Genomic DNA, 22824 nt, shown 5'->3' with positions numbered 1-22824 from the left:
CCTCCACGCCACCGCTTCAAGCCGTGTCGCGCGTGTCTTCGTGGCGTCCATCCCACGGGGAGTACCTGACGATGACCCAGTCACTGGCAGCCGCCGAACTCGAGATCCACCCGCAGCTCACCGACCCGCTGCTGCCCGACCTGCTGCACCCCTCGCGCCTGCTGTGGACGGCGCGTGAGCTGAACGACCTGACCTCCACGGTCACCACCGAGCTGACCACCAGCCTGCGCGGGCTGCTCCGCTTCGACGAGGAACGACGATGGTGGGCGCGTCTCGCGCTCACCGACGGCGTCGAGCTGTGGCTGCTGTCCTGGCTGCCAGGCCAGCACACCGAGCCGCACGACCACGGCGGCGCATCCGGCGCGTTCACCGTGCTCCAGGGCGAGCTCGGCGAGGAGTACCGCTACCCCGGCGGCCCGATCCGCCGCCGCACGCACACCGCGGGCCAGGGCATCGGCTTCGGCGCCGGCCGCGCGCACCAGGTGATCGGCATCGGCGACGAGCCGTCCGCCAGCGTCCACGCCTACTCGCCGCCCTTGGTCGCGACGCGCGAGTACGCCACACTGGCCGACGTGCCCGCCGAGATCCCGCCACTGCCCGCCCTGATCAGCCGATGAGCGCCATCGACGACGCGATCACCGCCGCGCGGTCCACTTTGGACCGTGCGGAGCCGGTCGACGCGCAGCGCCTGCAGCACGAGGGCGGGCTGATCGTGGACATCCGCCCGATCGTCAACCGGACCGAGGAGGGCGAGATCCCCGGTTCGGTGCCGATCGAGCGCATCCACCTGGAATGGCGGCTCGACCCGTCGAGCGAATGGCGCCTGCCCGAGGTGACACCGGAGCTGCCGGTCGTGGTGGTGTGCAACGAAGGCTGGGCGTCTTCGCTGGCCGCGGCCGACTTACAACGACTGGGGCTGAAGAACGCGACCGATCTCGTCGGCGGTTACCGCGCTTGGAAAGCGGCCGGGCTGCCCACCCAGGAAGGCGGGACCCCCGCGGTTCCGTGACGTCCTGCGCTGGTAAAAGCTCGTGCGCGTTGCGGGCGGTTAGAACCGCCCGCAACGCGCACGACCCTGGGTCAGGCCAGGTGCACGCGGGCCAGTTCGGCGGGGCTCGCCAGAAGCTCGTGCTTGGGCAGCACCCGGACCGTGTAACCCAAAGAGCCCGCGTAGGGCAGCCGGATCTCGGCCGCGAAGGCGCCGATGCCGTCCGGGTGCATGGCCACGGTCACCACGTCACTCAGCTCGTCGCCGTCGCCCACCTTGCCGACCACCGCTTGAACGTCCACTTCGGACAGATCGAGGCCTGCCAGGTCGATCCGGGCGCGCACCTGGACCTCGGTGCCCACCACCAGCGGCTCCTTGGCGCCGACGATCAGCTCCGAGTCGAAGATCCGCACCTGCGGCCACGAGGTGCCCAGCTTCGTGCGGTATTCCGCCAGCGAGCGCGCGCCCTTATAGCCGTCGGACGTCGCGGCCGCGACCATGCGGGCGGCGGGAACGTAGCCGGACTCGACGTATTCGCGGACCATGCGCGAGGCCTGCACACGCGGGCCCAGAGTCTCCAGGGTGTGCCAGACCATCGACATCCAGCCGCCCGGCACGCCTTCGAAATCGCGGTCGTAGAACAGCGGCGCGATCTGCTGGCCGAGCAGTTCGTACAGCGCCGCGGCTTCGAGGTCGTCGCGGCGCAGCGGGTCGGTGACGCCGTCGGCGGTCGGGATGGCCCAGCCGTTGCTGCCGTCGTAGCACTCGTCCCACCAGCCGTCGCGGATCGACAGGTTGAGCCCGCCGTTCAGCGCCGACTTCATCCCGGACGTGCCGCAGGCCTCCAGCGGCCGCACCGGGTTGTTCAGCCAGATATCGCAGCCGCGGTAGAGATACCGCGCCATCGACATGTCGTAGTCGGGCAGGAAGACGATCCGGTGGCGCACCGCGGGATCGTCGACGAACCGGACGATCTGCTGGATCAGCGCCTTGCCGCCCTCGTCGGCCGGATGCGACTTGCCCGCGACGACCACCTGGATCGGCCGTTTCTCGTCGAGCAGCAGCGCGCGCAGCCGGTCGGGGTCGCGCAGCATCAGCGTCAGCCGCTTGTACGTCGGCACCCTGCGCGCGAAGCCGACCGTCAGCACGTCCGGGTCGAACACTGTCTCGGTCCAGCCGAGTTCCAGCGGCGACGCGCCGCGCTGCAGCCAAGCCGCGCGCACACGCCGCCGCACTTCGTAGACGAGCTTCTCGCGCAGATCCCGTCGCAACGCCCACAAAGCGTCGTCGCCGACCCGCTCGCGCAGGCCACCCTCGCCGACCTCGCCGAGCAACGCGCTCAGCTCACGCGCGACCCAAGTCGGCCCGTGAACGCCGTTGGTGACCGACGAGACCGGCACCTCGTCCTCGTCGAAACCGGGCCACAGCCGGGAGAACATCCGCCGCGAGACCCGCCCGTGCAGCGCGGACACCCCGTTCGCGCGCTGCGCGAGCCGCAAGCCCATGTGGGCCATGTTGAACATGCCCGGGTTCTCTTCCGCGCCGAGCGCGAGCACGGCACGCAGCTCGACGTCCGGCACCAGCCTGCCGTCACCGAAGTACCGCTGCACCAGGTCGACCGGGAAGCGGTCGATGCCCGCGCTGACCGGGGTGTGCGTGGTGAACACCGTCCCGGCGCGCACCGCGGGCAGCACCTCGTCGAAGCCGAGCTGGTCGGCCTGGATGATCTCGCGGGCCCGCTCCAGCCCGAGGAACCCGGCATGGCCTTCGTTGGTGTGGAACACCTTCGGCTGCGGATGCCCGGTCAGCTCGCAGTACTTCCGCACCGCGCGGAACCCGCCGATGCCCGCCAGTATCTCCTGCCGGATACGGTGATCGGCGTCGCCGCCGTAGAGCCGGTCGGTGACCTTGCGCAGATCCTCGTCGTTGGCATCGGTGTCCGTGTCGAGCAGCAGCAGCGGGATCCGCCCGACGCGCGCCTTCCACACCTGCGCGTGCAGCACGCGCCCGGCAGGCATGGCGACGTCGACCAGCACCGGCCGCCCGCGCTCGGTGAGCAGCTCCAGCGGAAACGCGGTCGGGTCGATCACCGGGTAATGCTCGACCTGCCAGCCGTCGAGCGAAAGCGCCTGCCGGAAGTACCCGGCCCGGTAGAGCAGCCCGACCCCGACCATCGGCACACCCAGGTCGGACGCGGCCTTGAGGTGATCACCGGCGAGCACACCGAGCCCGCCCGAGTAGTTCGGCAGCGCCTCGGTGACGCCGAACTCCATCGAGAAGTAGGCGACGGCGTCGGGCAGCTCACCGTCCTGCTCCTGGTACCAGCGCGGCTCGGTGAGGTAGTGCTCGAGGTCCTCGATGGCCGCGCGCGAGCGCGCGAGGAAGTCCTCGTCGACGGCGAGCTTCGCCAGCCGGGACGGCGGTAGCGCGGTCAGCATGCGCAGCGGGTCGCGGATCCGGTTGAACAGCTCCGCGTCCATCGACGCGAAGAGGTCACGCGTCGGCGGATGCCAGGTCCACCGGAGGTTGGTCGCCAGCGCGCCAAGGCCCGACAAGGATTCCGGGAGGCTCGCGCGCACGGTGAAGCGTCGAACTGCTCGCATCCGGCGACCTTAGCGCTCGTGAATCTTCGGCGCTGTGACCACCGACATGGGCATTCCGTGGGCGAACCGCAAAAGCCCTGAGTATGGTGCGTCTGCCGGGTTCTGTAACGGTCTGACTGGTTGGGGAATACGAGTGAACAGGTTCGGGAAAATCGCCATGGCCCTGGCTGTGGTCCTAGTCGCGGGCACCGCCTGCAAGGACGGCGGCGGCGGGCTGGGCGTCAGCGGCGACACGCCGAAGACGAGCCCGGGAGACATCGCTGGCCTGCCCGTGACGCATTTCGAGAGCGGGCTCAAGCAGGGCGCGCCGAAACCGGATCTGCAGGTCAGGAACAACGGCAACACACCGGAGGACGAGCTCGCGATCGCCACGATCGCGGACGTCCAGGGCTACTGGACCGAGAAGCTGCCCGCCGAGTTCGGCGGCCAGAAGTTCGACCCCGTCAAGATCCTGGTCTCCTACGACTCGAAGGGCGCCGACCAGAAGACCGCGTGCGGCTCGACGAAGGGCCAGGTCAACGCCTTCTACTGCCCGCCGGACGACTCCGTCGCCTGGGACCGCGGCGGGCTGCTGAAGATGCTGAACAAGCGCTTCGGCCCGATGTCGGTGGTGACCGTGCTCGCGCACGAGTTCGGCCACGCCATCCAGTTCCGGCTCGGCCAGAAGGCGGGCGTCGGCAAGAACACCCCGACCATCGTCAAGGAGCAGCAGGCCGACTGCTTCGCGGGCGGGTACATGCGCTGGATCGCCGAGGAGAAGAGCAAGTACCTGCGGCTGTCGACCTCCGATGGCCTGAGCTCGGTGCTCGCGTCGATGTTCCTGATCCGCGACACCGCGGGCAAGAGCGCCACCGAGCAGGGCGCGCACGGCTCGGCCTTCGACCGGACCTACGCCTTCCAGACCGGCTTCGAAAAGGGCCCCAAGGAATGCGCCGGGATGAACGAGGAGAACATCAAGGCCCGGGTCACCGAGGAGCCGTTCGTCAAGGGCGACAAGGGCAAGGGCGACACCAAGTTCACCAAGGACACGGTCGCGCTGCTGAAGTCGAGCCTCGACGAGGCGTTCAAGGGCGCCGGCGTGCCCGGTCCGCAGATCGTCGACGAGGGCGCGGGCAACTGCGGCCCGAAGAGCACCCCGCCCGCGACCTACTGCGCGGACAACAACACGGTCAGCATCGACGGCGAAAAACTCAACATCCTGGCCCAGCGCATCGACCGTGAGGCCGAGTGGCAGGGCGAGGACCAGGGCGGCATGGGCGACTTCGCCGCGTTCGCCGAGGTCGCGTCGCGCTACGTGCTCGGCATCCAGAAGGGCGTCGGCGCCTCGCTCGACAACGCCAACGCGGGCCTGCGCACCGCGTGCCTGGTCGGCGCGTGGGCGAAGTTCGCCAAGAACCCGCCCCCCGGGCAGAAGCTGAAGCTCTCGGCCGGTGACCTCGACGAGGCGATCGCCGACCTGCTGCTGCCGAACAGCCTGATCTCGGCCGACGGCAACGGCGTCCGGCCGCCGAGCGGGTTCCAGCGGGTCGAGGCGCTGCGCAAGGGTTACCTCGAAGGCTCGCCGGTCTGCTCGACGCAGTTCGGCTGATCACTCACGGAAAAGCGGGCTCTCCCTCGTCAGGGAGAGCCCGCTTTCTTTGTGCCTAGTTTTCCTTCACCGCCACCAGAAGCGCAGCCCAGGCTGCTGGTGGCAGGGTTAGTGAATCGCCGACACGGTCCTTTGTGTCACGCACGCCGACACCGTCGCCGAGGTACGCGACCTCGACGCATTCGTTGTTGGCGCCGCCGCTGTAGCTGCTCTTGAACCAAACACCGGTGCTCACGGCCATCATGTGCTCGCTTCCGCCTAAGTGCCCGTCTTCGTGTGCGGCAGCGCGGAAATGAGCGCGGAGGTGTCCTCTGTGCTCAGTGCGACGTTCCGCAAACCGCCGAAGGCAAGGTTATACGGCTCAATGTCTTCCGACCGTTCCAAATAGACGCCACGGCCGAGCAGCTCGACATACCCGACATCCGGATCCGTTGGCGTGCCGTTGAAGCTCAGGATGTTGAACGGCACCCCCATCGACGCGTAGGCGCCCGCGCCGGTGGGGATCACCCGCAGCTCGACGTTCGGCAGCTCCGCGAGCTCCAGCAGACGGCCGCGCTGGCGCCGCATCACCTCGGGCCCGCCCACCTCCAGGTGGAGCACGGCCTCGGTGAGGATCGCCTCGACGCGGAGTGGATTTTGGTCGGCCAGACGGGTTTGCCGCTGGATACGCGCCTCCACACCACTGCGCGTGACCTCCTCCGGGAACGACGGGACGAACGCGCGGGCGACCGCCGCGGCGTAGTCACGGTTCTGGAAGAGGCCGGGCACGATGTCGACCTTGAACGTGCGCAGCCCGGTCGCCTCGGCCTCCAGCTGGACGTAGTCGAGCACGTCCGCGGCGAGCGCGCCCCGCTCGACACTGCCCCACCAGCCGGGAGCCTGCGCGCTTTGCGCGCTGTTGAACAGTGCCTCACGCTCGGTTTCGGGAATGCCGTAAACCAGCGCCAAGGTCATCACGTCGGCCGGCCGGATCGGCGGGGTCGCCGCCTCCAGCCTGGACTGCTTGGCCCTCGACCAGCCCGCCAGCGAGGCGGCGCCGTCCTGGGTGAACTCGGTGCGCGAACGCCATTCCCGCAGCACGCGGGCTATCCGCCGGAGCCGGACACTCGGCGACGTCGGCTCCGCCGCCTGGCCGTCGGCCATCGTTGTCTCCTGCCCATGTCCTCTGTGGATCGTCATTTTCGGCAGGGGTGAGCGTAGCCGAATGATGAACCGTCCCAGCTTCACTCTTTCGAGTGGCATTGAGAATTCTCATTGTCGAGGACGTTGCAAAAACACTGTTCGCGCAGGAGGGTGAACGGACCCGGCCGAAGAGGTGATGCCAGACATGGGCCCGATATCCGAGGAAGAGCGCCCCCACATCGAAGCGATGAAACGCGCGATGCGAGCGGGCTTCCGTGCCGTGCCGCTCGCCGACGCCCCCGTCATCCACGCGGAGCGCTGGCGGCAGGAGTCGGTCGACACGTACACGATCAGTTCGATGACCAGCGCGACGGCGGCCCGGTGGCGGGTGAACGACTACGGCGACAACGAAAAGGACCCGCTGTGGCAGACCACCGGCACGGTCGCCGAGGTGATCGTCGCCGTACTGGCGCTGCGTTAGAAGTGCGTTAGAAGAGACCAGGACTCAGCGGGCTTCCCGGCGCGGGAAAGCCCGCTGAGTCCGTTGTTCGATCAGAAGAGCGCGCTGGCCAGATTGCGGCGCGCCTTGAGCACTCGCTCGTCCGACGGGTCGAACAGCTCGAACAGCTCCACCAGGTGCGTGCGGACCCGGTTGCGGTCGTCGCCGGAGGTACGGCGCACCGCCTCGACGAGCCGGGCGAACGCGTCCTCGACCAGCTGCTCGGCGATCTCGAAGTCGGCGGCGGCGATCTGGGCGTCCAGGTCGTCCGGGTTCGCGGCGGCCCGCTCGACGGCCAACGCGTCGGCCTGCTCGGCCCTGGCGGCGAACCGGACCTGCACCAGCGCGGCCTTGGCCAGCTCGTTGGCCGGCTCGACGTCCAGGATGCGCTCGTAGGCGGCCTCGGCCGCGGCGTAGTCACCGCGCTCGAAGGCGTCCTCGGCCTCGGTGAACCGCGGGTCCTCCGGCTCCTCGACCGGCTCGGCGCCCTCTTCGGCCGCCCGGATGCCGGGGAGCTTGTCGCGCAGCACGTCGAGCAGCGAACCCAGCCACTTGCGGATCTCCGGCTCCGGCAGCGCGCCGGAGAAGGCGTCGACCGGCTGGCCGCCGCCGATGGCGACGATCGTCGGGATCGACTGCACGCCGAAGAGCTGCGCGATCCGGGGGTTGGCGTCGACGTCGACCTTCGCCAGCACCCACGCGCCGTTCGACTCGGCCGCGAGCCGCTCCAGCACCGGGCTGAGCTGCTTGCACGGGCCGCACCATTCGGCCCAGAGGTCGACGACGACCAGCTGGTTCATCGAGCGCTCGACGACGTCGGCCTGGAAGGTGGCCTCGCTGACCTCGATCACGGCGGCCGAGCTCGCCGGCGCGCCGCCCTCGCGCGGCGGCGACGGGGGCGCGGCCGCGGCAGGCTGCTGCCGCGCCGCGTCGGCACGGGCCTTGAGCGCGGACAGGTCGACCGCCCCGGATAGCGCGGCGGACACCGCCGCTGACTTGGCTGCAGATCCGCGTGGTTGTGTCACGGTTCCATCCTGGCACACGCGCGCGGGTGGGTTTCAGGGCTGGGACAGGCGATCAGCACGATGATCGAACCGACAGCGCGCATCGATGGTCGGAAACCTTCCACCCGACCGAGTGGTTGGTCGACAATTATCCCAGGTCACCGGCGAGACCCTGAAATGATCTTCGGGATGAAGAAGACCTTGAGGCGTTTCGCCTTCCTGACCGCGTCCGCGGCTGTCGTGCTCGGCTCCACCACCGGCGTCGCGGCGGCCTACGACTGGAAGTTCTACGCCAAGTACCTGAACGAGCCCGCCTGCCTGGCGGCGAGTGGCTATGTCGGCAGCGCCGACCTGGCGACGAAGTGCGTGTACACGCAGGAAGACGGCTGGTACATGTTCATCCGCTCGATCGGCAACTGAGCGAACCCGTCGCGAAGGGCTGGGCCGGTATCCCGCGGATACCGGCCCAGCCCTTTCTCATGCGTCCTTGAGGTGCGCCTCGACGCGCTCGACCTTGGCCTCCAGCTGGCCTTCGAAGCCGGGCCTGATGTCGGCCTTGAGCACGAGGCCGACGCGGGCCGAGCCGGCGCCCGCCGCTTCGACCGCGCGCTTGACGACGGCCATCACCTCGTCCCACTCGCCCTCGATGTTGGTGAACATGGCGTTGGTCGAGTTCGGCAGCCCGGACTCGCGGACGACACGCACGGCGCGCGAGACGGCTTCGCTCACGCCTCCGTCCGGGTCACCGCCGGAGGGGCTCACTGAGAATGCGACGATCATGGGGACTCCTGCACGCTGTGCTTTTTGAAAAGCAGGGGGGATTTATCCCCACCCTGCCGCACAAACGCGGTACCCGCTGGTAACTTCAGACGTCATGAGCCACCCGCTGCCGTTCGACCCGATCGCCCGCGCGGCACAGCTGTGGGAGGAGCGGATCGGTCCGTCCACCACGATGGCCGCGGTCACCGGGGTGATGCGCGTCCAGCAGATCATTCAGTCCGCTGTGGACAGTGCGCTCAAGCCGCACGGCCTGACCTTCGCCCGCTACGAGGCGCTGGTGCTGTTGACCTTCGCCAGGCGGTCCAGCCTGCCGATGCGGGTCATGGGCGAGCGGCTCCAGCTGCACCCGACGAGCGTGACCAACATCGTCGACCGGCTGGAGAAGGACGGGCTCGTCAAGCGCGTGCCGCATCCGACCGACCGCCGCACCACGCTCGTCGAGATCACCGACGACGGCCGCACCCGCCGCGAGGAGGCCACCGAGGCGGTCACCGCGATCGACTTCGGGCTGACCGGGCTGACCGACCGGCAGACCGAGCAGCTGACCGAGCTGCTCACCAAGGTGAGGAAGGCCACAGGCGACTTCACGGATTGACGCAACGCAAAGGGCCGCCATCTTCCCGGGAAGATGGCGGCCCTTTGCGTTGCCTTACGCGGCGACGGTCTCGCGGACCTCGAACAGGCCCGTGCCACCGTGCGCGAGACGGCCGGGGCCGTCGAGCTTTCCGTTACGCAGCGCCCACTTCTCGAAGAGCCAGGTGAACAGCGGCGGGATACTGGAGAGAAGCGCCAGCACCAGGGTCTTCGGACGCCAGCCGAGCGGCTTGGCCACGGAGAGGGAGACCAGCACGTACACGGCGAACACCACGCCGTGGACCATGCCGAGCACCGGGACTCCACCCTGGCCCGCTTCGACGACGTACTTGAAGAACATCCCGATCAGCAAACCGGCCCAGGACAGGGCTTCGGCGACTGCGGCCACGCGGAATACGAGAGCGGCCTTGCTGGACACGACTTCCTCCCATGAGGTCTGCACAAAAAAGAGTCCGACTAGCACTGTCCACGGGGGACTCCCGTTGGACGTCAACAGCGCTGTCGGACGTTGTGATCCCAGTGTGAGGCGTGACGGCCCTCACCGGAACACCGGGGGCCGTGATGATGCTCACGACCCCCGGTTCAGCCGGTTAAGAGTCCTCCCATTTGAACACCTTTGAGGCGATAAATCCGATCACGACGGTGAACGCGATCAGCACCGCGCCCGGCACGAGCAACGCCTCGAAACCCTTACCCCGCACCATGACATCGGTCATCCCGGTGTTGAGGTGCTTCATCGGGAAGATGTTCGAAACGGCTTTGAGCCAGCCAGGCAGTCCATCTGTTGGGAAGAACGAGCCGGACAGGAAAGCCATCGGCAGGATCACCAGGTTTCCCGCCCCGTTGGCCGCCTCTTCGGTCTTGCAGAACGCGCCGACGAGCATGCCGATCGAGAAGAACGCCAGCGCTCCCAAGATGAGCAACGGGATCGCGAGCCACCATTGACCGGAGAGTTTCAACCCGAACACCGGCAGTGACGCGATCCCGACGAAGATCACCGCCTGCGCCAGCGCGACGCCGAGCGTCACCACCACGCGCGAGCCGAGCACGGTGACCGGGCTGATCGGCGCGAGCCGCAGCCTGCGCAGCACCTGCTTGCGCCGCCAGTTCACCAGCGTCATCGCGGCGCCGAATACCGCGCCGATCGACACCGCCCACGACAGGATGCCCGGGGTGAGGAACTGGATCGGCTTGAGCGAGGAGTCCTCGATCTGCGCGGTCTGCAGGGTGAACCGCGGCGGCTGGCCGGTGGCGGCGATGTTCGCCTGGTCGACCACCCCGTTGACCATGCCGACGATCATCCCCGCCTTGGCCTGGTCACTCGCGGCGAACCGCAAGGTAATCCCGGTGCCGTTCTCGGCGACGAAGCCGGGCAGGTCACCGTCCTTCACCTGCTGCGCGGCCTCGTCCGCGGTGGCGAGGCGTTTGAGCTCCAGCGCGGGCGACTGCCCGAGCGACTGGATGACCGGGCCGTCGCCGACCACGCCGATGGTCGTCTTGGACGTGCTCGCGTTGCCGAAGATGAGCCCGAAGATCACCAGGAACATCAGCGGGAACAGGAAGGTGAAGAACAGCGTGGCCTTGTCGCGCACGAAACCCTTGATCATCGCGCGGGCGAGGCTCTGGAACGGGCTCAGCGCCGGCTGGGCCGCTTCGGTCTTCTTGGGTGTTTCGGTGACGGTCATGCCCGGTACTCCCTGCCGGTGAGCTCGAGGAAGACGTCTTCGAGGGTGGCGGTGCGCACCTGGAGTCCGTCGAGGGTCCCGCGGTCGGCCAGCGCGGAGAGCACCGGCGCCGGCGTGCGGGTGGAGATGGTCAGCGAGACGTCGGTCTCGTGCGCCTCGTCGACACCGGGCAGCGCCCTCGCTTGGTCGAGCGGCAGTGTCCCCGGTTCGAGGATGACGTGCGTGGCGGCGTTGAGGTCCCGGACGAGCCTGGCGGGCGTGTCCATCGCGAGGATCTCGCCGTGGTCCATGATCGCGACCCGGTCACAGAGGATCTCGGCCTCGTCGAGGTAATGCGTGGTGTAGACGATGGTCTTGCCACGCGCCTGGATCTCGCGCAGCACGTCCCAGAGGTTGCGCCGGGCCTGCGGGTCGAGCGCGGCCGTCGGCTCGTCGAGGAAGACGATGTCCGGATCATGGATGAGCGCGCAGGCGATCGACAACCGCTGCCGCTGCCCGCCGGACAGCTTCGCCTCGGGCGTGCTCGCCTTCTCGGTGAGCCCGACGAGTTCGAGCATTTCGCCCACCCGGTGCGATTTCACCCCGTACAGCGCACCGAACGTCTCCAGCTGCTCGCGCGCGGTGAGCTTCTCGAAGAACGCCGACGCCTGCAGCTGCACCCCGATCCTGGGCAGCAGCTTGAGATTGCGCGGCCACGGCTTCTCGCCGAGCAGCTCGACCGACCCCTTGACCGGCTCACGCAGGCCCTCCGCGATCTCCAGCGTCGTCGTCTTCCCGGCGCCGTTGGGCCCGAGAATGCCGAAGAACTCCCCCTCCTCGACCGTGAACGACACCCCGTTCACGGCCTTCAGCTCGCCATAGGTCATGTGGATGTCGTCCACGGCGAGCGCCAAACGTGTGCTGACTCCCGTACTCATGCCAGCACGCTACTGCGACCAGCCCCCTCACCTCGGCGTTTTGCACCTAACCGCCACCCAGCATCCACCTTTGGTTGACAGGCCCGGGATAAAGCGGGCTTTATCCCGACGCTTTTCCGGGATAAAGCCCGCTTTATCCCGGTCTTACCCGGCGCAGGGGGAGGCTGGGGCCGAACCGGGCGCCGTCGCCCAGGAGGACGGGGTCGCCGACAGCGTGAAGTCCAGCGTGGCGCCCCGGGTGAGCTGCTCCAGCCCGACGTAGACGCGGTCCGAAGCCCGCCCGGCCACGTTGAGCCCTGAGATGTACTGGAGCTTTGCAGCGTCCGCGCCCGGGGCCCGCAGCGTCACGTCACGCCCGTTTTCCAGGTGCAGCACCGACTTCGAGAAGCGGGGCGCGTTCAGGACGAACTGTCCCGTGCCGGGCACCGCCGGGTAGAGACCCAGCGCGCTGAAGACGTACCAGGCCGACATGGTCCCGAGGTCGTCGTTGCCGGTCACGCCGTTCGGCGCGTTGGTGAACAGCGTGTGCGCCGCCCTGACCACCGCCGAGGTCTTGCCCGGCTGCCCGGTGAGCGCGTACATCCACGGCGAGTGCAGGTCCGGCTCGTTGTTCGGGTTGTAGCGGAACTGGTTGTAGTAGTTGTACGGCCCGACGACCCACTCCTTGCGCACGGTCGTCGCCGGGTCCTTGACCAGGTCGGTGTACGCGAAGAAGTCGTCCAGCCGCTTGCCGACCGCCTCGGCCCCGCCCATGCGCTGCGTCAGGCCCGGGATGTCCTGCTGCACCAGCCATTGGTACTGCCACGACGTGCCCTCGTGGAACCCGTCCTGGCTCTGCGGGTTGAACGGCTTGTCGGCCGGGGTGAACCACGCGCCGCCGAGCACCTTCGGCCGGAAGAAGCCGGAGAAACCGCGGTCGGTCAACGACGAGTCCCACAGCGTGCGGTACGTGCGTGCCTTCTCCGCCAACGCCTTCGCGTCGTCCTTCTTGCCGAGCGCGGCGGCCATGATCGAGAGCGAGCAGTCGCCGAGCGCGTACTCCAGCGTCGCCGACGCGCCGTGGTTCGGGTCGGTGTCCTGGCCCTTCTTCGGGAAGTTCGGGTCGTACTGGACGAACCCGTCCTTCTGGTACGACGGGTTGCCGGAGCGGCCCTGGAACGGCGAGGCAGCGGGCGGCACCTCGCGTGAGTTCTGCAGAAGTGCTTGGTACGCCTGGAGTTCCGAGCCGTTCAGCGCGCCGAACCGCCACAGGTCGACCAGGAACGGCACGACCGGGTCGCCGGTCATCGTGTTCGTCTCCTGGTTCGCGTAGGCCCAGCGCGGCAGCCAGCCGCCTTGGTCGTGAATGGCGAGCACGGTCTTCGCGATGTCCTTCGCCCGCGACGGCCGCAGCAGCGCGAGCAGCTGGTTCTGCGTGCGGTAGGTGTCCCACAGCGAGAAGAACTCGTAGTAGGTCCAGCCGATCGCGCGGTGGATCTTGTTGTCGAAACCGCGATAGCGACCGTCGGCATCGTTGCCGGTCAACGGTTGCAGCAGCGCGTGGTACAGCGACGTGTAGAACACCGTCCGGTCGTCGTTGGCGCCGCCGGTGATGTCCACAGAGGACAGCTCGCGCCGCCACACGCGCTGTGCGTCCTCGCGGGCACGGTCGAACGGCTTCACCTCAAGGTTCTTGCGCGCGCCCTCGGCGTCCACATGGGACAGCGCGGTTGAAGCGGTCACCTGGGCGCCGTCGAAGTCCAGCCAGGCGCCACGCAGACCGGCGCCGCCCGTGGACTCCTTCGAGCCGGCCGCGTTGCCCGCCGGCGACCACGTGCCGAACGACTTGAACGGCTTGTCGAACGTCGTCCGGAAGAACGTCGTGTACGGCTTGCCACCACAGAACGCTTGCGACTCAACGGTTCCTTCGACCGTGCGCGAGTCGACCACGCGGATCGAGGACGCCGTGACCGGCTCCTTGTCGTTGGCCTGCCCGACGTTGACGAACACGTGCGCGTCACCCGGCTTGGCGAAGGTGTACCGCTCGACACCGGTCCGGGTCGACGCGGTCGCCTCGACGTCGATGCCGCCGTACCCGGTCAGCTTCACCTTGTAGTAGCCGGGTTTCCCGACCTCGCCATCGTGCGTGTACGGCGACGCGTACTGCTTGTGGTCGAAGACCTGCGGCAACGCGCCGGTGGCGGGCAGCATCGACACCAGCCCGCCCTGCTCCCAGCAGCCGGCGCCGGACAGGAAGAAGTGCCCGAAGCCGCGAATGGCCGGGTCGTCGTACCGCCAGCCCGCGTAGTGACTCCCGATCGGCGACACGGACGTCATCCCGAACGGCGCCGACGCGCCGGGGAAGGTGTTCCCGTCGTCCTTGGTCCCGATGAACGTGTTGACCGCTTCGAGCGCGTCACCCGGCCGCGCCTGCGCGGTCACCGGCGACAGGCCCGCCGCGACCACCGCGAGCGCCAGCGCCCCGGCCAAAACCCTGCTCCGCATTCTCGTCTCCCGACCGCCGATGACAACCTTGTCGTCGCCGCTACCTTCGACAATCGCTCACCGGGCAGTCAAGCGCCCAGTGAGAGCCTGTCCGGTTCCGGACAGCCGGGGGATTGACAGGAATGCGACATCTGGTGTCCAATCCCAGCCACTATGACAACGTTGTCGCCGGGTGGCCATGGCGCCACCCCCAAGACCGCGAGCAGGCGAGCCACGATGAGTGACGTCGCCAGGCTGTCCGGTGTCAGCATCAAGACGGTCAGCCGGGTCGTCAACGACGAGCCCGCCGTGCACCCGGACACCGCCGAGCGCGTGATGGCCGCCATCGAGCAGCTCGGCTTCCGCCGCAACCTCGGCGCGCGCAACCTGCGCCGCGGCTCGACCACGGGCACCATCGGCCTCATCGTCGAGGACGTCGGCAACCCGTTCTACTCCGAGCTGAACCGGGCCGTCGAGAAGATCGCCACCTCGTTCGGGCGTCAGGTGCTCACCGGTTCGTCCGAGGAGAACTCCGACCGCGAGCGCGAGCTGGCGCTGGAGTTCTGCGCACGCCGCGTCGACGGCATCCTGGTCGTCCCCGCCGGCATGCAGCACGGCTATCTCGTGCCGGAGATGCGCGCGGGCACGCCGGTGGTGTTCATCGACCGCCCGGCAGGCGACATCGTGGCCGACACGGTGCTGGTCGACAACATCGGCGGCACGGTCGAAGCGGTGACGCACCTGGTCAGGCATGGTCACCGGCGCATCGCTTTCCTCGCGGACAGCCCGGACATCTACACCGCCGGTGAGCGCCTGCGCGGGTTCCGCGAAGGCTGCGCCCGCGCCGGGATCGCGTTCGACGAGCGGCTGGTGGTCATGCGCACGCCGACCGCCGAGAGCGTGTCCGACGCGGTCCAGCTGCTGCTCACCGGTCCCGACGCCGCCACCGCGGTGATCGCGGGCAACAACCGGGTCGCCGTGCACCTGCTGCGCGCGCTCGCGCACGCGGACAAGCGGCCCGCCATGGTCAGCTTCGACGACTTCGAGCTCGCCGATCTGCTCGACCCGCCGGTCACGGTGGTCGCGCACGACGTGAGCGCGCTCGGCCACGCGGCGGCGGAACTGCTGTTCGCGCGGGTCCAAGGAGATCAGTCAACCCCGAGAAAGGTAGTCCTGCCCGTGCATCTCGTAGCCCGTGGTTCCGGCGAGGTCGCCCCGTGACCACGCACCTCGAGCCGATCCGGCTCCCGGCGAACCAGCCGCCGCAGTTCTACCGAGGCGGTGACGCGATCGCGGCGTTGCGCGGCGCTTCGACCTCGGAGAAGTTCGGCCCGGAGGACTGGGTCGGCTCGGCCACCACGATGTTCGGCCAAGAGACCAACGGCCTGACCAGGCTCCCGGACGGCGAATGGCTGCGTGACGCCATCATCGCGAGCCCGGTCGCGTGGCTCGGCCAGAAGCACATCGACGCGCTCGGCGTGTCGACCGGCCTGCTGGTGAAGCTGCTCGACGCGGGCCAGCGCCTGCCGGTGCACTTTCACCCGTCCGACTCGTTCGCGCGGCGGCACTTCGACTCGCACTTCGGCAAGACCGAGGCCTGGATCATCGTCGGCACCTACGGCGACGACCCGCGCGTCTACCCCGGTTTCAAGGAGACGGTGAGCAAGGCGACCGTCAACGACTGGGCACGCACGCAGGACGCGCCCGCGATGCTGGACGCGCTGAACAGCATCCCGGTCCAGGCGGGTGACACGGTCTACATCCCGGCCGGGCTGCCGCACGCGATCGGCGAGGGCGTATTCGTCGTCGAGCTGCAGCAGCCGACCGACTTCTCGCTCACCCTCGAATGGCGCGACTTCCTGGCCAGCCCCGAAAAGGGCCACTTGGGACTCGGCTTCGAGACCGCGATCGAAACGCTGGACACGTCCGGCTGGGACACCGACCGGCTCACGAGCATCATCAAGCACACGGCCGACGACAGCTCGTCCACTGTAGACCTGCTCGCGGCAGGCAGCGATGAATTCTTCCGGGCCGATCAGTTGCGGCCTTCGACAACGTTGTCATTGGACCCGAGCTTCGCGGTACTGGTCGTGATGGACGGTGCGGGCACGCTGCGCACCGAGCACGGCGGCGAGTACGCGCTCGCCAAGGGCGACACCTACGTCGTTCCCCACGACGCCGGTGAGTCCACTGTGGAAGGAGACGTGACGGTGATCCGCTGCCGTCCGGCCGCACCCGAGAAAAGGAACAAGTCATGAGCGCCGAGATCCTGCTCGACGCACGCGATCTGGTGAAGCACTACGGTTCCGTGGAAGCACTGCGCGGCGCCTCGTTCCAGGCCCGCGCGGGCGAGGTCACCGCGCTGATCGGTGACAACGGCGCTGGCAAGTCCACTTTGGTCAAGTGCCTGTCCGGCGCGGAGCAGCCCGACTCCGGCGACATCGTGCTCGACGGCGAGAAGATCCGCCTCGACTCGCCGACCACCGCCCGCGAGCTCGGCATCGAGACCGTGTACCAGGACCTGGCTGTCGCACTGGAACTGGACCCGGCCGCGAACCTGTTCCTGGGCAGGGAAATCCACCGCAAGGGCATCCTCGGCAAGCTCGGGATGCTGGACAAGGCCGAGATGCGCCGCCAGGCCATCGAGGAGTTCAAGCAGCTCGGCGTCACGCTGCAGAGCACCGACGTGCCGATCGGCGCGCTGTCGGGCGGCCAGCGCCAGAGCGTCGCCGTGGCGCGCTCGGTGGTGTGGGCGTCGAAGGTCGTGTTCATGGACGAGCCGACCGCGGCGCTGGGCGTGGTGCAGACCGAGCGCGTGCTCGACGTCATCAAGAAGGTGCGCGACCGCGGCATCGCGGTCGTGCTGATCAGTCACAACATGCCCGAGGTGCTCAGCGTCGCCGACCGGATCGAGGTGCTCCGCCTCGGCCAGCGCGTCGCCCGCTTCAAGGCCGAGGACACCAAGCTCGAAGATCTCGTCGCCGCGATGACCGGCGCGCTCGTGCAAGAGGAGGCGGCGTGACCGTGGCCACCAAGGACAAGCCCGCCATCCAGTCAACCGTGGACGGGTTCGAGAAGCGTCCGATGTGGACGAGGCTGGCCGCGGCCAACACGTTCTGGATCGCGCTCGTGCTCATCGCGCTGATCGTGGTGTTCACCGCGATCGCGCCGAACGAGTTCGCGACCCTGTTCACCTTCCAGACCCTGCTCATCGAGACCTCGGTGCTGCTGGTGCTCTCGGTCGGCATGACGTTCGTGATCATCACCAGCGGCATCGACCTGTCGGTCGGCTCCGTGCTGATCTTCGCGGGCATGGTCGCGGGCAAGACGATGGAGGCGCTGAGCCCGGACGGCGACGCGACCAAAGCCGGGTGGGGCATCATCTTCGCCGGTCTCGCGGCCGCGGTCGTCGCGGGAACGGCGTGGGGCCTGCTCAACGGTTTCCTGATCGCGGTGGCCAAGATCCCGCCGCTGATCGTCACGCTCGGCACCATGGGCGGCGCGCTCGGCGCGGCGTACCTGCTCAACAACGGGTCCGACGTGCGCAGCGTGCCGACCGAGCTCAACAAGACGCTCGGCTACGGCACGTCCTTCGGCGGGGTGCCGAACCTGGTGCTGGTGGCGGTGGTCATCACCCTGATCGGCGCGTGGCTGCTGCACACCACCAAGTTCGGCCGCTACACCTACGCGGTCGGCTCCAACGCCGAGGCGGCGCGCCGCGTCGGCATCGGTGTCACCGCGCACCTGCTGAAGATCTACACGCTCACCGGGTTCCTGGCGGGCATCGCCGGGTTCATGTCGCTGGCGTACTACGCGTCGACCACGATCTCGGCGCACACCACCGACAACCTCAACGCCATCGCGGCGACGGTGATGGGTGGCACCTCCCTCTTCGGCGGTATCGGCTCGGTGCTGGGCACGGTGATCGGCGTGTTCATCCCGGCGGTGCTGAAGAAGGGCTTCAACATCACCCACGTCCAGGACTTCTGGCAGATGATCGCGGTCGGCGCGGTCCTCATCGCCGCGGTCTGGTTCGACCAGCAGCGCCGTCGCAAGCGCAACTCCCGCTAGTCCCCCCACAACGAAGTGAGGCACTGACAATGAAGAAGACCCTTCTCGTGGCGGGAGCCATGTTCTCCGCCGCCGCGCTCCTGACGGCCTGCGGTTCCGGCACGGTCGGCCAGACCGGCTCCGGCGGCGACTCCGCCAAGCCCGCCGCAGGCAAGAAGCTCGCCCTCATCCCGGGTGTGCAGGCCGAGCCGTTCTACATCTCGATGCAGTGCGGCGCCGAGGCCGAGGCCAAGAAGGCGGGCTACGAGCTCACCACCCAGGCCCCGCAGAAGTTCGACGCCGCGATGCAGACCCAGCTCGTCAACGCGCTCGGCTCGAACCCGCCGTCGGCACTGCTCATCGCCCCGACAGACGCCCAGGCCATGCTCGCCCCGATCCAGCAGGTCAAGACCCGCGGCGCCAAGATCATCGAGGTCGACACGGCCCTCAAGGACACCAGCGTCGCCGAGGCGTCCATCTCGTCGGACAACACCGAGGGCGGCAAGCTCGCGGCCCAGACGCTGGCCAAGCTGGTCGGCGACAAGCCCGGCTCGGTGCTCGTGCTCGACACGATCGCGGGTACGTCCACCACGAACGCCCGCGCCAAGGGCTTCACGGACGAGCTGGCCAACCACCCGAACCTGAAGTCGGCCGGCGTCCAGTTCACCCAGAACGAGCCCGACCAGGCCGCCTCGAAGGTCACCGCGGCGCTCGCGTCGACCCCCGACCTGGTCGGCATCTTCGCCACCAACCTGAACACCGGCGAGGGCGCCGCGACCGGCCTGCGCAACGCGGGCAAGGTCGGCGCGGTCAACCTGATCGGCTTCGACGCCTCCCCGTCCGAGGTCGAGGGCCTCAAGAAGGGCGAGTACCAGGGCCTCATCGCCCAGGACCCGGCCGCCATCGGCCAGCAGGGCGTCCAGCAGGCGATCGCGGCGCTGGAAGGCAAGCCGGTCACGCGCACGCTGACCGCGCAGCTCCACTCGATCACCAAGGACACCCTGGACGCGAACTCCCAGTACTTCTACAAGCAGAAGTGCTAAGGGCTCGTGCGCGTTGCGGGCGGTTCTAACCGCCCGCAACGCGCACGACCTATTCGGCCAGCTCACTCGGGCAGGCTGGGCGGGGTATGCGTCTCGCGCACACCACCGCCTGCCACGTAGTCGGCCCTCGCCTCATCAAGGCTGGTGCGTCCGTTCGGTCCGCCCCGGACAACGGCACTGTCGTGGTCGTCCTGCCCGTCGTCTTCCCACCAGCATTCGCGGCAGATGTCGTACCCGCCTCGCTCGTCAAGAGTCGCGTGGCCACAGCATGGGCAGGTGTACGGCCCGCCGCCACGTGGCGCGAAGACGTTCTTCTGGCTCAGGTAAGCGTGAAACCAACCCATTCGCTGAGCCACCAGCTCCTCGTCTGACAGCGACGGATCGTCGTTCGGCCCACGGACCACAGGGCGCGGATCTTGGTTTCCTGCCATTCGATCATCCGACACTTGTTCATCATGCACGCTCGGGTCCGAGGTCGCGCCGAATATCCGGCCGCGCACAGCCGGACCGTCGTGTTCGGGATCGTTCGGGACTGTTCGGTTCTGTGGCCGAACAGCGACCTCTCGTGGAAGCGTTGCCTTTGTTCGCAGGGGTTTCCTTGACGAGAGGACGAACACAGAATGCTTGTACGAGTACTCAGACTGATCGCCGTCACCGCGCTGGCCATCGGGCTTTCCGTGAGCGCGACCGGTTCCGCGAACGCGGCACCGGCGATGCGGCCGACCGGACCGGCGAAGATAAGCAAGACCGCGGCTCAGCCCAGCGTTTTCGGAAAGTACCACTTCAAGACGACGTGGAAACTCGAAGGAGATGCTTACTGCCTGGAGGACTGTGTCCTCGTCGTGACTTGGAGGGACGGACACGAAGAATGGTTCGTCTCCGGCTCCGATGCTCAAATGTATCGAGCGGTTCGCGGCGCCGGCTCTTGGACGAAAATGGGCGGCTGCGCCACGCACATTCTGGACGCGTACTACTACCACGATCAGTATCCGACAGTGGAAGTTCAGGGGTGCGACAGCCCGCCCCGCCGCTGGTGCAGCTCCTGGACCGGGAGCAGCTGGCAGAAGTGGCACCTGTGCGCGAGCGACACTTTCGCGGCACGAAGCCGGTCCTGACCAGCGAGGGGTGGCCGGCTGGGGGACGGCCACCCCTCCCCTAGCTGTTCAGCCGAACGATCTCCGGCGTATCCGGAACCGCCTGACCCAGCAAAGCCGCCGCCTCCGCGGGTTCGATCAACGAGGCATCCCGCAGCATCGTGATCGCCCGATCCCACTGCTCCCGCGCGGCCTTGCCGTCCCCGAGCGCGTGGAAGGCCTGTCCAAGACCCCAATGCTGCTCAGCCTCGTTGTACCGGTCAGAAACGGTCGCAAATACAGCCAAAGATCGCTCATGGCAAGGAATCGCCTCAGCAGGACGGCCCGAACGCTGATACGCCCACCCCGTATTGGCCACGGCGAAAGCCCAGCCATGCCTGCTACCGGCCTTCTCGTAGCGGTCCATGCTCTTCGAATGCCAGCGGATCGCCTCCTCGAAGTCGGCCATGCCTTGGCAGACCAGGCCGAGGTAGTTGAGCACGCTCGCCTCGCCGATCGCGTAGCCGGACTCGCGGCTGGGCACCAGGGCCGCCTTCAGTGTCTCGGCCGCCTCCGCGAACCGGCCTTGCTGGTAGTAGGCGATGCCGAGGCCGGTGAGGCAGCCCGCTTCGCCGGTGCGGTCGCCCAGTTCACACCAGATCGCCAGCGCCGCCGTGTTGTGCTCGATCGCCTCGCTCAAGCCTCCGTGCTGGCTGTGGATCGTGCCGAGGTCTTCGAGGAGCATCGCTTCGGCGCGGCGGTCGGGGATGCGGCGGGCGGCGGCCAAGGCGAACTCGGTGAGCCGGATGTGGGTACTGGACAGGCCGAGGTTGGTCAGGGGGCGATAGAGCACGGTGACCGCGCAGATCAGCGGGGGCAGGGCCTGTTTCGGCAGGTCAGGAGCGCGGGCGGCCAGGCCGAGCAGGTTGCGGTGCTCGGCCTCCAGCCACGTGGTCGCGTCCGCCACCGTGGCGATCGGGCACGTCCCCGGCGACGGCGAGGCAGGCAGGCGACGGCTTTCGGTCGGATGCAACAGCTTTGTGGCCTGCTCGGCGCCCGCTTGATAGTGCTCCAGCAGCCGGACGAGCGCGTCAGCCGATTCCGAAGCCTTGCTACGGGCGAAAAGCCTTACCAAGTCGTGCATGCGGTAGCGACCGGGCGTCGCCTGGATCAGCAAATGCTCGTCCAACAGGCGCTCCAGCATCTGATCCGCTTCCAATGCCGCGACACCGGCCAAAGCCGCCGCGGCCCGCACATCGATGTCATCGGCCATGTGACTGCCCAGCAGGCGGAACATCCGCTGGGCGGCCGACGGCAACGCCTGGTACGAAAGGGCGAACACGCCGGAGACCGAGCGGTGGGACGAGCCGAGCCGGGCGAGCCTGTTGTCCGCCAAGCGGTTCGCGAACGCGGGCAGCGACCAGGCTGGACGCGTCGCCAGGCGCCGGGCGGCCAGTGAGACCGCCAAGGGCAGATGGCCGCAGAGTTCGGCGATGCGGCGAGCGGCTTCCGGGTCCGCGTCGGTGCGATGGCGGCCGGCGATGCGGGCCATCAGCGCGACGGACTCCTCCGGGGTGAAGACGTCCAGGTCGACGTAGCGGGCGCCGTCGAGGCCGGTCAGGGTGTTCCTGCTGGTGACGAGCACGTGATTGGTCGTGCTGCCGGGCAGCAGCGGGAGCACCTGGGTCTCGTCGGCGACGTTGTCCAGCAGTACCAGCGCCCGGCGGCCCGCGAGCCGGTCGCGGAAGATCACCGCGCGGGACTCGAGGCCGAGCGGGATCTGTTCGGCGGGCAGGCCCAGTGTGTGGAGGAAGGTCTCCAGCACGACGCCAGGGTCGAGCGGGGAGTCCAGGCGCAGGTCGGCCCAGAGCTGGATCTCGTCGAACGTCCCCGCGCGGACCAGCAGGTGCGCCGCGCGGACGGCCAGCCTGGTCTTGCCGACCCCGGCCATGCCGGTGATCACCGTGACGCCGACCGCCGTCCCCTCCCGCGACAACCGGCCCAGCTCGGCCAGCTCCGCTTCGCGGCCGGTGAACTCCTCGATGTCCATCGGCAGCTGACGCAGTGCCCCGGCCATCGGCGGCGTGACCGTGCCGCCGCCGGCGAGCCTGCGGCGCACCTCGATCCAGCGGGCGACCGCGGCCTGGTCTTCGCCGCAGGCCCTGAGCAGGGCCGTGATGAGCCGCTCCCGGGGCAGGCTGTCGCGGCCGAGCATCGTGGCGAGCGTGCTCGGCGGCAGGCTGTGACCGAGCGCGGCGGCGCGGCGCTCGATCAGCCGCATGCTCAGGCCGGAGCGGTCACGCATCCGCCTGAGCAGGCCGACGAAGTCCGCGGGTGTCCGCGCGGCTTCCGGCCATGGGCGTGAATCGACGACGTCCATCGACTATCCCCCCTTGGCTCAGCAGGGTAGCGCCA

The 22824-nt window shown here is 68.5% G+C and carries 22 protein-coding genes; 11 read left to right on the top strand and 11 right to left on the bottom strand.

What is annotated here, in order from left to right:
- Window positions 1-71 precede the first annotated feature (71 nt).
- The gene (locus tag BLV57_RS35300) at window positions 72-617 is read left to right on the top strand and encodes a cysteine dioxygenase (protein WP_091296972.1); all 546 of its coding nucleotides are present in this window, start codon (window positions 72-74) and stop codon (window positions 615-617) included.
- Window positions 614-1009: a rhodanese-like domain-containing protein gene (locus BLV57_RS35295; RefSeq protein WP_091296969.1), complete on the top strand. Its 396-nt coding sequence runs from the start codon at window positions 614-616 to the stop codon at window positions 1007-1009. The genes BLV57_RS35300 and BLV57_RS35295 overlap by 4 nt, the downstream gene beginning before the upstream one ends.
- Window positions 1010-1080: 71 nt before the next feature.
- Here the strand turns inward: BLV57_RS35295 and glgP are convergent, their stop codons facing one another.
- Complete coding sequence (gene glgP, locus BLV57_RS35290) at window positions 1081-3591, bottom strand: alpha-glucan family phosphorylase (protein ID WP_091296966.1); 2511 nt, start codon at window positions 3589-3591, stop codon at window positions 1081-1083.
- A 157-nt stretch (window positions 3592-3748) separates the two neighbouring features.
- Between glgP and BLV57_RS35285 the strand changes: the two genes are divergently transcribed.
- Window positions 3749-5179 (top strand): neutral zinc metallopeptidase, encoded by a 1431-nt coding sequence (locus tag BLV57_RS35285; protein WP_091297536.1) that lies wholly within the window; start codon window positions 3749-3751, stop codon window positions 5177-5179.
- Window positions 5180-5234: 55 nt separating this feature from the next.
- On the opposite strand, the gene BLV57_RS35280 is transcribed toward BLV57_RS35285, so the two are convergent.
- The gene (locus BLV57_RS35280; protein ID WP_176968952.1) at window positions 5235-5420 is read right to left on the bottom strand and encodes a DUF397 domain-containing protein; all 186 of its coding nucleotides are present in this window, start codon (window positions 5418-5420) and stop codon (window positions 5235-5237) included.
- A 17-nt stretch (window positions 5421-5437) separates the two neighbouring features.
- On the bottom strand, window positions 5438-6322 hold the full coding sequence (locus BLV57_RS35275) for a helix-turn-helix domain-containing protein (protein WP_176968951.1): 885 nt from the start codon (window positions 6320-6322) through the stop codon (window positions 5438-5440).
- A gap of 184 nt (window positions 6323-6506) precedes the next feature.
- Here BLV57_RS35275 and BLV57_RS35270 point away from each other — a divergent pair, with 184 nt between their 5' ends.
- Entirely contained in the window at window positions 6507-6782 is a 276-nt protein-coding gene (locus BLV57_RS35270) for a hypothetical protein (protein WP_091296957.1), read from the top strand.
- 71 nt (window positions 6783-6853) lie between these two features.
- Here the strand turns inward: BLV57_RS35270 and BLV57_RS35265 are convergent, their stop codons facing one another.
- Window positions 6854-7825, bottom strand: a complete 972-nt coding sequence (locus tag BLV57_RS35265) for a tetratricopeptide repeat protein (RefSeq protein ID WP_091296954.1) — start codon at window positions 7823-7825, stop codon at window positions 6854-6856.
- A 168-nt stretch (window positions 7826-7993) separates the two neighbouring features.
- On the opposite strand from BLV57_RS35265, the gene BLV57_RS35260 reads away from it, so the two are divergent.
- Window positions 7994-8224 carry a hypothetical protein gene (locus tag BLV57_RS35260; protein ID WP_143047229.1) on the top strand — a complete coding sequence of 77 codons (231 nt, stop codon included), beginning with the start codon at window positions 7994-7996 and terminating at the stop codon, window positions 8222-8224.
- 57 nt (window positions 8225-8281) lie between these two features.
- On the opposite strand, the gene BLV57_RS35255 is transcribed toward BLV57_RS35260, so the two are convergent.
- Entirely contained in the window at window positions 8282-8584 is a 303-nt protein-coding gene (locus BLV57_RS35255; protein WP_091296949.1) for a thiamine-binding protein, read from the bottom strand.
- A 94-nt stretch (window positions 8585-8678) separates the two neighbouring features.
- Between BLV57_RS35255 and BLV57_RS35250 the strand changes: the two genes are divergently transcribed.
- Window positions 8679-9179, top strand: coding sequence for a MarR family winged helix-turn-helix transcriptional regulator (locus tag BLV57_RS35250; protein ID WP_091296947.1), 501 nt, complete (start codon window positions 8679-8681; stop codon window positions 9177-9179).
- 54 nt (window positions 9180-9233) lie between these two features.
- Here the strand turns inward: BLV57_RS35250 and BLV57_RS35245 are convergent, their stop codons facing one another.
- The 4 genes from BLV57_RS35245 to BLV57_RS35230 form a co-directional block, all read right to left on the bottom strand.
- The gene (locus tag BLV57_RS35245; RefSeq protein WP_091296945.1) at window positions 9234-9596 is read right to left on the bottom strand and encodes a DUF3817 domain-containing protein; all 363 of its coding nucleotides are present in this window, start codon (window positions 9594-9596) and stop codon (window positions 9234-9236) included.
- A gap of 172 nt (window positions 9597-9768) precedes the next feature.
- Window positions 9769-10863, bottom strand: a complete 1095-nt coding sequence (locus tag BLV57_RS35240) for an ABC transporter permease (RefSeq protein WP_091296942.1) — start codon at window positions 10861-10863, stop codon at window positions 9769-9771.
- A complete protein-coding gene (locus BLV57_RS35235) occupies window positions 10860-11780 on the bottom strand; it encodes an ABC transporter ATP-binding protein (protein WP_091296940.1) in 921 nt (306 codons plus the stop codon). Before BLV57_RS35235 ends, BLV57_RS35240 begins: the two co-directional genes overlap by 4 nt.
- Window positions 11781-11924: 144 nt before the next feature.
- Window positions 11925-14264: a GH92 family glycosyl hydrolase gene (locus BLV57_RS35230; protein ID WP_091296937.1), complete on the bottom strand. Its 2340-nt coding sequence runs from the start codon at window positions 14262-14264 to the stop codon at window positions 11925-11927.
- Between the two features lie 216 nt (window positions 14265-14480).
- Here BLV57_RS35230 and BLV57_RS35225 point away from each other — a divergent pair, with 216 nt between their 5' ends.
- The 5 genes from BLV57_RS35225 (at window position 14481) to BLV57_RS35205 (ending at window position 19336) form a co-directional block, all read left to right on the top strand.
- The gene (locus BLV57_RS35225) at window positions 14481-15464 is read left to right on the top strand and encodes a LacI family DNA-binding transcriptional regulator (protein ID WP_091296934.1); all 984 of its coding nucleotides are present in this window, start codon (window positions 14481-14483) and stop codon (window positions 15462-15464) included.
- Window positions 15461-16501 (top strand): class I mannose-6-phosphate isomerase, encoded by a 1041-nt coding sequence (locus BLV57_RS35220; protein WP_091296931.1) that lies wholly within the window; start codon window positions 15461-15463, stop codon window positions 16499-16501. Before BLV57_RS35225 ends, BLV57_RS35220 begins: the two co-directional genes overlap by 4 nt.
- Complete coding sequence (locus tag BLV57_RS35215) at window positions 16498-17265, top strand: ATP-binding cassette domain-containing protein (protein ID WP_091296929.1); 768 nt, start codon at window positions 16498-16500, stop codon at window positions 17263-17265. The genes BLV57_RS35220 and BLV57_RS35215 overlap by 4 nt, the downstream gene beginning before the upstream one ends.
- A 62-nt stretch (window positions 17266-17327) precedes the next feature.
- Window positions 17328-18314 (top strand): ABC transporter permease, encoded by a 987-nt coding sequence (locus BLV57_RS35210; protein WP_425426069.1) that lies wholly within the window; start codon window positions 17328-17330, stop codon window positions 18312-18314.
- Window positions 18315-18343: 29 nt separating this feature from the next.
- Window positions 18344-19336, top strand: a complete 993-nt coding sequence (locus BLV57_RS35205; protein ID WP_176968950.1) for an ABC transporter substrate-binding protein — start codon at window positions 18344-18346, stop codon at window positions 19334-19336.
- A 62-nt stretch (window positions 19337-19398) separates the two neighbouring features.
- On the opposite strand, the gene BLV57_RS44065 is transcribed toward BLV57_RS35205, so the two are convergent.
- Complete coding sequence (locus tag BLV57_RS44065) at window positions 19399-19836, bottom strand: CPCC family cysteine-rich protein (protein ID WP_245757644.1); 438 nt, start codon at window positions 19834-19836, stop codon at window positions 19399-19401.
- Window positions 19837-20491: 655 nt separating this feature from the next.
- On the bottom strand, window positions 20492-22789 hold the full coding sequence (locus BLV57_RS35190; RefSeq protein ID WP_091296919.1) for a tetratricopeptide repeat protein: 2298 nt from the start codon (window positions 22787-22789) through the stop codon (window positions 20492-20494).
- Window positions 22790-22824: the final 35 nt, after the last annotated feature.

The organism is Amycolatopsis xylanica (assembly GCF_900107045.1).
Lineage (GTDB): Bacteria > Actinomycetota > Actinomycetes > Mycobacteriales > Pseudonocardiaceae > Amycolatopsis > Amycolatopsis xylanica.
This window is presented reverse-complemented; position numbering and strand designations above follow the sequence as displayed.

Coding starts and splice junctions, on each gene's coding strand:
- BLV57_RS35300 (WP_091296972.1), top strand. CDS start 72: ATGACCCAGTCACTGGCAGCCGCCGAACTCGAGATCCACCCGCAGCTC.
- BLV57_RS35295 (WP_091296969.1), top strand. CDS start 614: ATGAGCGCCATCGACGACGCGATCACCGCCGCGCGGTCCACTTTGGAC.
- glgP (WP_091296966.1), bottom strand. CDS start 3,591: ATGCGAGCAGTTCGACGCTTCACCGTGCGCGCGAGCCTCCCGGAATCC.
- BLV57_RS35285 (WP_091297536.1), top strand. CDS start 3,749: ATGGCCCTGGCTGTGGTCCTAGTCGCGGGCACCGCCTGCAAGGACGGC.
- BLV57_RS35280 (WP_176968952.1), bottom strand. CDS start 5,420: ATGGCCGTGAGCACCGGTGTTTGGTTCAAGAGCAGCTACAGCGGCGGC.
- BLV57_RS35275 (WP_176968951.1), bottom strand. CDS start 6,322: ATGGCCGACGGCCAGGCGGCGGAGCCGACGTCGCCGAGTGTCCGGCTC.
- BLV57_RS35270 (WP_091296957.1), top strand. CDS start 6,507: ATGGGCCCGATATCCGAGGAAGAGCGCCCCCACATCGAAGCGATGAAA.
- BLV57_RS35260 (WP_143047229.1), top strand. CDS start 7,994: ATGAAGAAGACCTTGAGGCGTTTCGCCTTCCTGACCGCGTCCGCGGCT.
- BLV57_RS35255 (WP_091296949.1), bottom strand. CDS start 8,584: ATGATCGTCGCATTCTCAGTGAGCCCCTCCGGCGGTGACCCGGACGGA.
- BLV57_RS35250 (WP_091296947.1), top strand. CDS start 8,679: ATGAGCCACCCGCTGCCGTTCGACCCGATCGCCCGCGCGGCACAGCTG.
- BLV57_RS35240 (WP_091296942.1), bottom strand. CDS start 10,863: ATGACCGTCACCGAAACACCCAAGAAGACCGAAGCGGCCCAGCCGGCG.
- BLV57_RS35235 (WP_091296940.1), bottom strand. CDS start 11,780: ATGAGTACGGGAGTCAGCACACGTTTGGCGCTCGCCGTGGACGACATC.
- BLV57_RS35230 (WP_091296937.1), bottom strand. CDS start 14,264: ATGCGGAGCAGGGTTTTGGCCGGGGCGCTGGCGCTCGCGGTGGTCGCG.
- BLV57_RS35225 (WP_091296934.1), top strand. CDS start 14,481: ATGAGTGACGTCGCCAGGCTGTCCGGTGTCAGCATCAAGACGGTCAGC.
- BLV57_RS35215 (WP_091296929.1), top strand. CDS start 16,498: ATGAGCGCCGAGATCCTGCTCGACGCACGCGATCTGGTGAAGCACTAC.
- BLV57_RS35210 (WP_425426069.1), top strand. CDS start 17,328: ATGTGGACGAGGCTGGCCGCGGCCAACACGTTCTGGATCGCGCTCGTG.
- BLV57_RS35205 (WP_176968950.1), top strand. CDS start 18,344: ATGAAGAAGACCCTTCTCGTGGCGGGAGCCATGTTCTCCGCCGCCGCG.
- BLV57_RS35190 (WP_091296919.1), bottom strand. CDS start 22,789: ATGGACGTCGTCGATTCACGCCCATGGCCGGAAGCCGCGCGGACACCC.